The following is a 12,035-nucleotide window of genomic DNA, read 5'->3' on the forward strand; positions in this document are numbered from 1 at the left end:
CGCGCATTGCGCGGCCTTTTGCTTTTGCAGATAGTTTAAACTCAATCCATGCTGTCTTGAACGGATTCGGATTCGCCATTGGCGACGACTTCGACTTCCTCGTTCTTGCCGGATGAAACCTTGAAATCGCGCTGATAAATGCGGTCCTTGTTCTTGGCGACGGCGACATAATCGCCTTCGATAAGAACCATCGAAGAATAAGCACCAGCACTTTCGCGTACCACATCGCCGGAAGCGTTCAGGATTGACCATGACGTATCGGCAAGCGCTTCGCCGCCGCGCTCGCGCACAAGCTTCAACGTCACTTCCGCGGCCCGATGCTGAACGGTCGCTTCCGTCAGTTTTCCGGCTTCCACGCGAATATCGGCCCGAATGGTGGCATTGGCCGTGCCATAGTTGGAAACAACATGATAAGTGCCGCTGTTGAGGCGAATGATCGCGTTCGGCTTGACGTCGGGCACGATCAGCGAACGATCATTATTGTCTTCGTCCGCATAGATCGAGAAACGCAGGAGATCGTCATTAATTTTGCCGCCATCCGGCAGAATCGCACTGAGCTTCATCCCGCCTGCATCGAGCATCATCACTTCATGACGGGTCGCGTTGCCGACCGTGATCCGCTTGGTAGCACCGGCGCGCCCATAGGCGACATGCACCAGATAGCTGCCCTCGGGCAGATTGAAAACAGCGCTGCCGCCCTTTGCACTTGCGATCAACGGCAGTTGACCATCCGCTCCGACATCCGGCGAGAACACGCGCCATACAAGCCCCGCCGGAATATCACCGCCACCTTCACTCAACCGCGCCTTGAGATCGAGTTCACGCGTCTGGACGAGCGGATTGTTCTCCGGGCTGGATGGGGCGGCATAAGTGTTCAGTGTCGGAAGATCGAGCGCTGGCTGCGGCAAGTCTGGCAGGCCAGTCGTGGTGGTCTGCAACTGTGGAATATTTGTCTGCGGATCTAGGCTCTGAGCCAACGATGGCATTGCACTGACGGCAAACGCGAACGCCGTAAAAAACGATCCTCCGCGCAGGGCAATTTTTCTCTTTGGGTAAAACAGGTTCAAGCGATCCGACATGTTGTATTTTTGAGCCCATGCGGGTGGCGAATTCAAGGCCAAATCGCTTCCGGCACCCGCATTTTTCCAACTTCTGTTGATTAATCGTTTCTGGAATTTTGACTTTACAGTACGGATGCAACGGGCGAGAAGAAGCAGCCCCGAATAAGTGGAGCAATATAAGCAGCATTTTAGTGACGAGGTTATCCGTGGCCCATCCGATCTTCGATTTTCTGGCACAGCGCAGTTCCACCCCGATTTCGGCAATTTCCGGACCAGCACCCGAGGGCGAGGAACTTGCAGCCTTGCTGAAAGTTGCAGCACGTGTGCCTGATCACGGACGCCTGACGCCCTGGCGTTTCATCCTTTATCGTGGCGATGCACGGCTGAAAGTCGGCGAGTATCTGGCCCAACGTGCCGAAGAAATTGAAGGTCCGATGCCGGAAGGACGCAAGGAAAAAGAGCTTACGCGTTTCTCGCGTGCGCCGCTCGTCGTCGGTGTCGTGTCGGCGCCTGTCGCGCATGAACGCATTCCGGAATGGGAGCAATTCCTTTCGGCTGGCGCTGTCGCAATGAACCTTTGCACGGCTGCGAACGCGCTTGGTTATGCCAGCAACTGGATTACAAACTGGTATTCGGACGACGCTTCCGCCCGCGCATTTCTGGGACTGGCGCCCAATGAACGCGTTGCCGGGTTTGTTCATATCGGAACGGCGGCAAACAAGATGCCGGAACGCCCGAGAGCCGACATGGACAAGATCGTTACCGAATATTCCGGCCCATGGACGCAAGCTTAGAACTGACTTCAACAAGACTTTCTAATCAGCGGATAAACATATGTTTTATGAACCGAGGGAAGGGCACCCGCTGCCCCATAATCCGTTCAAGGCAATCGTTGCACCACGCCCCATAGGCTGGATCGGGACGAAATCGAAGGAGGGCGCCGTCAACCTCGCGCCCTACTCCTTCTTCAACGCGATCTGTGACACGCCGCCTATGGTCATGTTCTCATCGAGTGGTGTGAAGGACAGCGTTTCATTCATCGAAGAAACCGGCGAGTTCACCGCAAATCTGGTGAGCGATCATTTGAGAACCCAGATGAATGCATCATCTGTCGACGCGCCTCGCGGTATCAGCGAGTTCGAATATGCCGGACTAACCCAGACGTCGAGCAGGCTTATCGCAGCCCCACGCGTCAAGGAGGCCTATGCAGCGCTTGAATGTGTCGCGGTGGAAATCAAACGATTGCAGGACAAAGAGGGCAGGCCGACCGACAATTACATGGTGATCGGCGAGGTTGTCGGCGTGCATATCGATGAACAGGTCCTGACCAACGGTCTCATCGATATCGCGAAAGCCAGACCTGTCAGCAGGCTTGGCTATATGGATTTTGCCACGACGGAAAGCGTCTATCAGATGTTCCGTCCAAAATGGGAAAACGAAAAACAGGCCGATTGAGCATTCCAGCGAAAGTGTGAAACGGTTTTGCGCCCGGAAATGCTTAAAAACAAATAGTTAGAGGCCTTTTTTCTTGGCTTCGCCCCAGATTGCTTCCATTTCATCGAGAGTAGCGGCGTCAAGGTCGCTTCCGGTTTCACCGAGCGTTTTTTCGATGAAATGGAACCGCCGCTTGAACTTCTCATTGGCTGCGACGAGCGCGGTTTCCGCATCGATCTCAAGATGGCGGCCCAAATTGACCATAGCAAACAGCAGGTCACCATATTCCTCTTCGATATCCGCGCGCTCCTTCGCCGCCATAGCTTCCTTCAGCTCTGCGGTTTCTTCGGCGATCTTGTCGAGGATCGGTGCTGCCTCAGACCAGTCGAAGCCGACTTTGGCGGCTTTCTGCTGAAGTTTCAAAGCACGAAGCAGGGCAGGGAAGGCGTGTGGAATATCGTCCAGAAAACCGTTCTTCTCGGCCGTTTCAAGTCCGAGTTTCTCACGCCGTTCGGCCCGCTCGGCTTTTTCCTCAGCCTTGATGCGATTCCACGAGCCCTTGGCCATGCCTGCATTTCTGGCTTCAGCGTCACCGAAAACATGCGGATGCCGACGTATCATCTTGTGCGTGATAGCTTCGACAACATCGCCAAATGCAAAGCTGCCCTGTTCTTCGGCCATGCGCGAATGGAACACCACTTGCAACAACAGATCGCCAAGTTCTTCGCGCAGATCGTCCATATCATTGCGCTCTATGGCATCGAGGACTTCATAAGTTTCCTCAAGCGTATAGGGCATGATGGATTCGAAACTCTGCTCCACATCCCATGGACAGCCGGTTTCGGGGTCACGGAGCGCTGCCATGATTTCCAGAAGGCGATCAATATTGCGGGATGGTTTCATCATCGCTCCGTCAAACTTGGCTGATCTATTGCAACCATTCAAGAGAATCGCACCGGATGGCTTGAAGTCTGTTACTGATTTTGCATAGTCAGCCGGGGATCGCACATCAGGGCGGTATGTTCAACAAGCGGATACATAAACGATGACAATTCTTGTGACTGGCGGCGCTGGTTATATCGGCTCGCACACCTGTGTTCAGCTCATCGAGGCAGGCCACGACGTCGTTGTGGTCGACAATTTTGACAACAGCCACCCGGAAGCCCTGCATCGCATCGAAAAGATTACCGGGCGCACGCCGCGCCGGGAAGCAGGTGATATTCGAGATCGCGCTTTTTTGGAACAAGTGATCCGGCATCACAAATGCACTGCCGTCATTCACTTTGCCGGTCTGAAGGCCGTCGGTGAATCGAGCGAAAAGCCGATGCTCTATTATGATTGCAATGTGGTGGGCACGCTCCGCCTGTTGCAGGCCATGGAAGCAACCGGCGTCAAGACACTGGTTTTCAGCTCATCAGCCACGGTCTATGGCGATCCGCAGAAATTGCCAATCACGGAAGACCAGCCGCTATCGGCAACCAATCCCTATGGTCGGACCAAGCTCGTCATCGAAGACATGCTTCGCGATATTTATAACGGCGACAACAGCTGGAAGATCGCCATCCTGCGTTATTTCAACCCGGTTGGCGCACATGAGAGCGGCCTGATCGGCGAAGATCCAAAGGGCATTCCGAATAATCTGATGCCGATCATCGCGCAGGTCGCGACCGGTCGTCGCGAAAAACTGAATGTCTGGGGCAATGATTATTCAACGCCCGATGGCACCGGCGTTCGCGACTACATTCACGTAGTGGATCTGGCCGCCGGCCACTTGAAGGCACTCAAGAAGCTGGATGAGCCGCAGTGTTTCGAGGTGAATCTCGGCACGGGGCAGGGCTATAGCGTTCTGGACGTCGTGAAGGCCTTCGAGCATGTTTCGAACCGCGAGATCAAATACGAGATTGCGCCGCGCCGTCCAGGCGACGTTGCTGAATGTTACGCTGATCCAACCTTTGCCCGCGATTTCCTCGACTGGTCCGCAGAGAAGAACCTCCGCGAAATGTGCCAGGATATGTGGCACTGGCAATCGAAGAACCCCAACGGTTACGAATGAACCAGCTTGGATTGTAAATTGGAAGCCACATCTCAAAAGTGTGAGCTATCGCGCCATATCGGGAGGATTGAAACTCCTCCCGAGAGGTTTATGAACGAATGTGAGTTTTGAATGAAGCGGGCGTCGCGCTCTGCGATGCCTGCAAGATTGGACGATATGATGCGCTTCCTGCCTGACAAATTCACCAGCATGCTGATCGTGACCATTCTGCTTGCGTCCGTGCTCCCCGTGCACGGTGATTTTGCAGACTGGTTTGCGCTGGCGACGAAATTTGCTGTCGGGCTTCTGTTCTTTCTGCATGGTGCGAGGCTCTCGCGTGAGGCCGTCGTTGCAGGCATAACGCACTGGAGACTGCATCTGGCAGTCCTGTCATCGACGTTCATCCTGTTTCCGATCCTCGGTCTGGCGGCAGGCTGGACCATTCCCGGCTTGTCGCAATCAGCTTTCTACACAGGTATCCTCTTTCTTTGTGTTTTGCCTTCGACGGTACAGTCGTCCATAGCCTTCACCTCAATTGCGGGCGGCAATGTTTCAGCGGCAATCGTATCAGCATCTGCGTCGAACATTTTCGGCATGTTTCTCACACCCTTGCTGGTCGGCTTGTTGTTCGCAGTCAAAGGCGGTGGTGGAATATCGGTCGATGCGCTCGAATCAATTCTGTTGCAGCTGCTCGCACCCTTCGTGCTCGGACAAATTCTGCAGCCATGGATCGGCAGTTTCATGCGGCGGCACAGCAAAGCACTCGGCTTTGTTGACCGAGGCTCGATCCTGATGGTCGTTTATCTGGCTTTCAGCGAGGCTGTGGTTGAAGGTCTTTGGCGTACCGTTTCATGGCACGATCTCGGCATGATGGTGGGCGTCAACATCGTTCTGCTGGTCGTTGTGCTGCTGGCCACCTGGTACGGCAGCAAGTTGCTCGGTTTCAATCGTCCCGACCGCATCACGATCATGTTCTGCGGATCAAAGAAGAGCCTCGCCAGCGGAGCTCCAATGGCAAGCGCGATTTTCGCCGGTGCGAATGTCGGCAGCATCGTTCTGCCTTTGATGCTCTTTCACCAGATCCAGCTTATGGCCTGTGCTGTGATTGCACGAAAGCTGGCGGATCATAAAGGACAAGACGAGCGCGTCACAGCAGCTGCCGAGTAGGGAACCATCTGATTGCAGCGACCCCGCTTGCGAGATTTTCCAGATAAGCGTAGGAAGCGGGGAGGGATACTCTTGCTCTACGCGCTCGAATGTCCACCAAAGTAAGAAATTATAGATTTTACAAACACTTACATACCGCATCTAACAGATGCCAAGAACAGAAGAAGGGCCGATCTTTATGGCTGAGAATGACCAACCAGCTTTTGATCAGGAAGCGCTTGCAGAAGCCTATGAGCGGGCGCTTGCACTGGAAAAAGCTGGCGATTTCGATGCCGCTGCCAAGGCCTATGAAGATGTGCTGCGGATCGATCCTGATGACCATGGCGGCGCAGCCGTGCGGCTTGCGAGCATGGGACGCGGCGCGGTACCTCTAAAGGCACCGGATGCCTATGTGTCGACACTCTTCGATCAACATGCCGAAATGTTCGACACGATCCTTGTTGACCAGCTCGGTTATGACGTTCCGCTGCAGCTGCGGGAAATGCTCCTCGACATGAACGACGAGTTTTTCGCTGAACGCATGCTCGATCTGGGCTGCGGCACTGGCTTGTCAGCTGATGCGCTCGATGACATGGCCGGACATAAGACCGGCGTCGATATCTCGGAGAACATGATCGAAGTCGCTTACGAGAAAGGCGACTATCAGGTGCTGTTCGTCGGCGAAGCCGTTCGTTTTCTCGAAACCACGAGCGAACAGGATTGGGATCTGATCGTGGCTACCGATGTTTTGCCATATATGGGCGAACTCGACAAATTCTTCACGGGCGTTGCCGCGCATCTGCTGCCGGGCGGACATTTCGGCTTCTCCAGCGAGACGCTGGACGATACAAGGCTTGCCGGGCGCGCATTCATGGTTGGAGACTATCAGCGCTTTGCACACGCACAAACCTATGTGCGTGCAATGCTCGACAACCACGGAATGGACTGTGTGCGTTGCGAAGATATCGTCGTTCGCAGCGAACAAGGAGCGCCAGTTCCAGGCCATCTCTATATAGCTCGGCGTCGCTAGTACTCTGGGCTGATATTCAGGGTTCACATCTAAGTCTCGAAGGAGCTCAGATGTCGACAGCGCCGCAAGCGGTTGTCGCGATGTTTCAGGACAGATGGATATAGGGTAGTTCCATAATCTATCTTATGTGATCGATGTATATAACAGCAATATACAGATGCGACAGATGGGCAAGATAGAGATGCGACATTTTTAGGTCGCGTGCTCTGTTCAGATCGAACGAGGAAAGGAAGACTGGCTCTCTATTGATGTGTATCAGTTTAGAGAGTTGCCATGTCTTGTTTGATTACTATGTCGCAGAGAGAACTCAATCGATTGGAAGTCATTCAGAAGATACGGGATCGCCGCCTGACCGTTATACAGGCCACCGCATTGCTCGATCTCAGCCGCAGCCAGATTCATCGTCTTTTACAGGCTTACGATAAACTTGGGAGTGCTGGACTGGTTTCGGGAAGACGCGGTCGCCTGAGCAATCATCGTTACAGCGAAGATTTCCGCAATGGTGTTCTGGATTTGGTGCGGGGTTATTATCGGGATTTCGGTCCGACACTGGCCTGTGAGAAGCTTGCCGAACGACACCAGCTTTCGGTCAGCAAGGAGACGCTGCGGCAATGGATGACGGTGGCTGGGTTGTGGACGTCGCGTCGTGAACGCAAGCGACAACTGCATCAGCCGCGCGGCCGGCGGGATTGTTTCGGTGAACTGGTGCAGATCGACGGGTCGCATCACTGGTGGTTTGAGGAGCGGGGTCCCAAATGCGCCCTCCTCGTTTATATTGACGATGCCACCGGCAAGCTTCTGCATCTGCGTTTTGCCGGATCAGAGAATACATTCGATTATTTTCATGCGACGAAGGCCTACTTGCAGGAATGGGGCAAGCCGCTGGCCTTTTACAGCGACAAGCATGGTGTGTTTCGCTCCACACATGGTTCAGAGAAAGATCGAACAAGCGGCCTGACACAGTTTGGTCGGGCACTTTATGAGCTCAACATCGATATTATCTGTGCCAATACTCCGCAGGCCAAAGGCCGTGTCGAGCGGGCCAACAGGACTTTGCAGGATCGCCTGGTGAAGGAATTGCGACTGCGCGGCATTGATACAATCGAAGCAGCAAATGCTTATGCGCCGGAATATATTGCAGACTTCAATGCCCGGTTTGGCAAGGAGCCGCGCAATCCGAAGGATATGCATCGACCGCTGGCCGGGCATGAGAACATCGACAGCGCGATGTGCCGGAAGGAAGTACGGACACTTTCGCAAACACTGACGCTGCGTTACGACAAGGTGCTGTTCATCCTGGAGCCGACGGAGCTTGCAAAGCGGCTGGCCCGACAGAAGGTGATTGTCTGCGATTATCCGGATGGCCGTCTGGAGATCATGCATGGAACGGACACCCTGCCCTATACAACCTTCGACAAGCTTCGTTCTGTTCACCGGTCGCCTGTTGTCGAGAACAAGCGATTGGATGACATGCTATCGATTGTGGCCGAGATGCAGGCAGGTCGGGAATTGCAACGCAGTAAGAGTGGACCACGCAGAACGGGGCAGACGAACCACATGTTTGGTGTTCGCGACGGCAGCACAGCCAACGGTTATCAGAAGCGTGAGCGCAAATCGCGCACCGCTTACATGAACGATCCTGAAGTTACTGCACGTCGGGAAAAAGCATTAGCCCGGTTGGCTGCAGCCGAGTGAAATGCCCATCTTTAATGACATTTGGCACTCTCAAAGCTAAAGCCGAAGAGGTGGATATTCACCCGCCCCCATTCCTCGCTTGCAACCCTGACCAGCCTCTCGGAATGGGGGCTGAACGTCAGCACCTGTCGCATTTCTATCTTGCTAAAAACGTCGCATCCCTAACTTGCTAAAACAATGTACGTCACTAGGTGGGTTCTAGTTTGAAGTGCGACTTGCAAATGATAACAATGAGTTATCCAATGCAAGGAACCCGTCATGGACCGCACCTATTCGCATATTGATCTGGATGAACGTCGCAGAATAGCACGCTGGCGCACTGCAAAGCTTTCCGTTGACGTTATTGCTGAGAAGCTTGGAAGGCATCGCTCGACGATTTTTCGTGAACTGAAACGCAACCAGTTTAACGATGATGAGATCAAAGATCTAAACGGCTATTATTGTACGATTGCTGACCAGAAATGCCGCGAGCGGCGTTCGAAGCAACGCAAGCTCATCCGGTATGATGAGCTCCGGCAGTCCGTGATCGATCACATCAGCGATGGATGGTCACCGCAACAGATTGCCGGGAGAATGCGACTGGAGCGGCATCCCATCTCTGTCAGTCACGAAACAATCTATCAGTTTGTGTATTCCACCGACGGTCGAAAAGAAGAGCTTTGGAAATATCTGCCGGAACGTCGTGCCCGACGCCGCCCACGTCATGCCCGGCGTCATCATGGACGCCGCTTTCCACCAGAACTGAGCATCCTTTATCGTCCAGACATGGTTGCCAGGCGCAAGCAGTTCGGACACTGGGAATGCGACCTCATCCAGTTTCGCAAGAGGTTCGGCAAGGCCAATGTGACGTCTCTGGTCGAGCGGGTGAGCCGCTTTACTGTGTTGCTACGTAACAATGATCGTCAGTCACGGCCGGTGATGGATGGCGTGATTAGGGTACTCCAACCCCTGCCCCAAATGGCCCGCCGATCAATCACGTTTGATCGTGGCACTGAGTTTACAGAGTGGTCGTATCTACAGAATGGAATAGGGTCGCAAATATGGTTCTGCGATCCGCAATCACCCTGGCAGAAAGGCACCGTTGAAAACACCAACAGACGCACAAGACGTTGGCTCCCCCCGAGACCTTGATCCGCTCACCCTCAGTGATCGAGACCTCGCATTCATCTGTCATCGGCTCAACAATACGCCGCGCAAATGTTTGGGGTACAAAACGCCCGCAGAAGTCTTTCGGCAGAAAATCTTCGCAAACAGACATCGTTTTGCGTAAACTCAAACGGCAAAAGTCGCGCTTCAGCCTGACCTCACATAAGCATTAGCCGATTGTATCCTGCCCTTCATACCGATTGGACGCGCAGCAGCCTGCTTTACATCGTTGATTTCAATCATTTCGAAGAATCGCGTGACGTGAGAAACACGACCAGTATCACAGCAATCTGTCTTGGCATCTAAGACCAAAGCATGCGTGTACTGTCGGTCCATATAGGCTATTACCCGGGCGGCGCCGTATTTCGCAGATGGTCGGTAGCGATATCTTGCTTTCGAGACGGTGAGCGCCATTTCCGGCTCAAGTCCGGATGGGAAGGAAGGTAGATTTAAAGATGTTGGAAGCACGTATTCGAAACACTTCGCTTCGAGACAAGATCATTACCGCTGAACAGGCCGCGAGCCTTATCCAGGACGGTATGGTCGTCGGCATGAGTGGATTTACCCGCGCTGGCGACGCCAAGGCTGTACCCGTTGCCATGGCTGCCCGTGCTGCGACAGATCCCTTCAAGATGACGCTGATTACTGGCGCTTCCCTCGGCCACGACGTCGACAAGATTCTTACAGAAGCACACGTGCTCTCGCGGCGCATGCCGTTTCAGGTCGACAGAACCCTGCGTGCCGCGATCAATCGCGGCGAAGTGATGTTCATCGACCAGCATCTTTCCGAAACTGTAGAGCAATTGCGCTCAAACCAGATCGGTCCTATCGACTACGCCGTGGTCGAGGCTCTTGCCATCACCGAGAGCGGCGGAATCATTCCCACGACCTCGATCGGCAATTCGGCAAGTTTTGCCATTCTGGCCGATAAGGTCATCGTTGAAGTGAACCTTAATCAGCCTATGGCGCTTGAAGGTCTGCACGACATCTATATTCCAACGAAGCGCCCTTCCCGCGACCCTATACCGGTCACGGCGTGCGACAGCCGCGTCGGCCTGCCCTATATCCCGATCCCACCGGAAAAGATCGCAGGCATCGTCATCACGCAGGAAAATGACAGCGCCTCGACCGTGGAACCGGCCGACGGTGAAACAATAGCCATTGCGGGCCATCTGATTGAATTTCTGATGCAGGAAGTCGCTGCCGGACGTCTTGATCTGACGCTCAATCCGCTTCAGGCTGGCATCGGCACCATTGCAAATGCCGTATTGAACGGTTTTGCCGATAGCCCGTTCCACAATCTGCGCATGTATAGCGAAGTGCTGCAGGACAGCACCTTCGACCTGTTCGATGCCGGAAAGCTCGACTTTGCATCAGGATCATCGATCACGCTCAGCCCCACCTGTGGAGAGCGTGTCTTCAACAATATCGACCGTTACCGCGACAAGCTTATTCTGCGCCCGCAGGAAATCAGCAACCACCCGGAAGTCATCCGTCGTCTCGGCATTATCGGTATCAATACAGCGCTCGAATTCGACATTTATGGCAATGTGAATTCCACGCATGTCGACGGCACGCATATGATGAACGGAATTGGCGGTTCAGGCGACTTTGCCCGTAACGCCTTCATCTCGATCTTCGTGACCAAATCCGAAGCCAAGAACGGCGCGATATCGTCCGTCGTTCCGATGGTCACGCATGTCGACCATACGGAGCATGACGTGGACATTCTGGTAACGGAACAGGGCCTTGCCGATCTGCGCGGCCTCGCCCCTCGTGAGCGGGCCCGTGTCATCATCGACAACTGTGCGCACCCGGATTATCACCCACAACTCAACAATTATTTCGACCGCGCTTGCGCACGTGGCGGGCATACACCTCATCTAATTGAAGAGGCTTTCAGCTGGCATCAGCGCCGCCGCGAGACGGGCAGCATGCGTAGCTGAATATCTGAAAAATCTTGCACTGTTCGGTGCCAGCTTGATTTAAGTTATTGCTTACAAAGCGGAACCTTCTTTTCCTTGGAACGTTAACCGGCACATCGTTTTTGGATTGGAGACGATGTGCCGCTAGCAAGAGCCCTGCTCTTTCTTTCGGTTTGAACGGGCTCAATCGGCGGCGTCGAGGAACGGTCGTCGGTTAGGCAACGCAACCCCAAGTTCCGGGAAGGATCAGACCGCCTATGTCCATCCTCATCAGCCTTCTGATAACAATTCTTGTTATCTTCCTCGTACTTTATCTCATCAACATGCTGCCTCTGGATGCCAAGGTCAAACAGATCGCTCAAGTTATCGTGATCATTATTGGCATCATTTCGCTTCTGAAATATTTGGCGGTCTTCTGATTCAAACCATCAGCAGTCATAGTGCCGGCGAAATCCCGGCCAAAATCCCGGAGTGTCAGGCCGCTCCGGGATTCGTTGCAATGCCTTACCCAGGGTATTTCCTGACTTATATTAGCCACTTACGATTTATGTCTCGTTGAGACGGTT

11 protein-coding genes and 1 pseudogene are annotated in these 12,035 nt (G+C 53.9%); 9 read left to right on the forward strand and 3 right to left on the reverse strand.

What is annotated here, in order from left to right; all coding sequences use genetic code 11:
• Positions 1-41: 41 nt before the first annotated feature.
• Entirely contained in the window at positions 42-986 is a 945-nt protein-coding gene (locus ABDF71_RS07695; protein ID WP_373366444.1) for an RgsD C-terminal domain-containing protein, read from the reverse strand.
• Between the two features lie 281 nt (positions 987-1,267).
• Here ABDF71_RS07695 and ABDF71_RS07700 point away from each other — a divergent pair, with 281 nt between their 5' ends.
• Positions 1,268-1,855: a nitroreductase family protein gene (locus ABDF71_RS07700; protein ID WP_010660098.1), complete on the forward strand. Its 588-nt coding sequence runs from the start codon at positions 1,268-1,270 to the stop codon at positions 1,853-1,855.
• A gap of 40 nt (positions 1,856-1,895) precedes the next feature.
• Positions 1,896-2,516 carry a flavin reductase family protein gene (locus ABDF71_RS07705; RefSeq protein ID WP_036581770.1) on the forward strand — a complete coding sequence of 207 codons (621 nt, stop codon included), beginning with the start codon at positions 1,896-1,898 and terminating at the stop codon, positions 2,514-2,516.
• 57 nt (positions 2,517-2,573) lie between these two features.
• Here ABDF71_RS07705 and mazG read toward each other — a convergent pair whose 3' ends face one another.
• Positions 2,574-3,398: a nucleoside triphosphate pyrophosphohydrolase gene (gene mazG / locus ABDF71_RS07710; RefSeq protein WP_029924824.1), complete on the reverse strand. Its 825-nt coding sequence runs from the start codon at positions 3,396-3,398 to the stop codon at positions 2,574-2,576.
• Between the two features lie 142 nt (positions 3,399-3,540).
• On the opposite strand from mazG, the gene galE reads away from it, so the two are divergent.
• The 5 genes and pseudogenes from galE to ABDF71_RS07735 all read left to right on the forward strand — a co-directional run bounded on the left by galE (position 3,541) and on the right by ABDF71_RS07735 (position 9,668).
• On the forward strand, positions 3,541-4,548 hold the full coding sequence (gene galE, locus ABDF71_RS07715; protein ID WP_500061458.1) for a UDP-glucose 4-epimerase GalE: 1,008 nt from the start codon (positions 3,541-3,543) through the stop codon (positions 4,546-4,548).
• Positions 4,549-4,707: 159 nt separating this feature from the next.
• Positions 4,708-5,694, forward strand: a complete 987-nt coding sequence (locus tag ABDF71_RS07720) for a bile acid:sodium symporter family protein (RefSeq protein WP_036563726.1) — start codon at positions 4,708-4,710, stop codon at positions 5,692-5,694.
• A gap of 178 nt (positions 5,695-5,872) precedes the next feature.
• Positions 5,873-6,703, forward strand: coding sequence for a class I SAM-dependent methyltransferase (locus ABDF71_RS07725; RefSeq protein ID WP_043062549.1), 831 nt, complete (start codon positions 5,873-5,875; stop codon positions 6,701-6,703).
• Positions 6,704-6,976: 273 nt separating this feature from the next.
• Positions 6,977-8,398, forward strand: coding sequence for an ISNCY family transposase (locus ABDF71_RS07730; RefSeq protein ID WP_151610612.1), 1,422 nt, complete (start codon positions 6,977-6,979; stop codon positions 8,396-8,398).
• 258 nt (positions 8,399-8,656) lie between these two features.
• Positions 8,657-9,668, forward strand: a pseudogene (locus ABDF71_RS07735) (IS30 family transposase).
• 23 nt (positions 9,669-9,691) lie between these two features.
• Here ABDF71_RS07735 and ABDF71_RS07740 read toward each other — a convergent pair.
• Positions 9,692-9,958 (reverse strand): hypothetical protein, encoded by a 267-nt coding sequence (locus ABDF71_RS07740; protein WP_151664388.1) that lies wholly within the window; start codon positions 9,956-9,958, stop codon positions 9,692-9,694.
• Positions 9,959-9,999: 41 nt separating this feature from the next.
• Here ABDF71_RS07740 and scpC point away from each other — a divergent pair, with 41 nt between their 5' ends.
• Both scpC and ABDF71_RS07750 read left to right on the forward strand, forming a co-directional pair.
• Positions 10,000-11,490, forward strand: coding sequence for a succinyl-CoA:acetate CoA-transferase ScpC (scpC, locus tag ABDF71_RS07745; RefSeq protein ID WP_500061459.1), 1,491 nt, complete (start codon positions 10,000-10,002; stop codon positions 11,488-11,490).
• 236 nt (positions 11,491-11,726) lie between these two features.
• Positions 11,727-11,888, forward strand: a complete 162-nt coding sequence (locus ABDF71_RS07750; RefSeq protein ID WP_010660091.1) for a Thivi_2564 family membrane protein — start codon at positions 11,727-11,729, stop codon at positions 11,886-11,888.
• The last annotated feature ends 147 nt before the right edge of the window (positions 11,889-12,035 follow it).

Source organism: Ochrobactrum sp. WV_118_8 (assembly GCF_039631535.1).
In the GTDB taxonomy this organism is placed as follows: domain Bacteria; phylum Pseudomonadota; class Alphaproteobacteria; order Rhizobiales; family Rhizobiaceae; genus Brucella; species Brucella anthropi.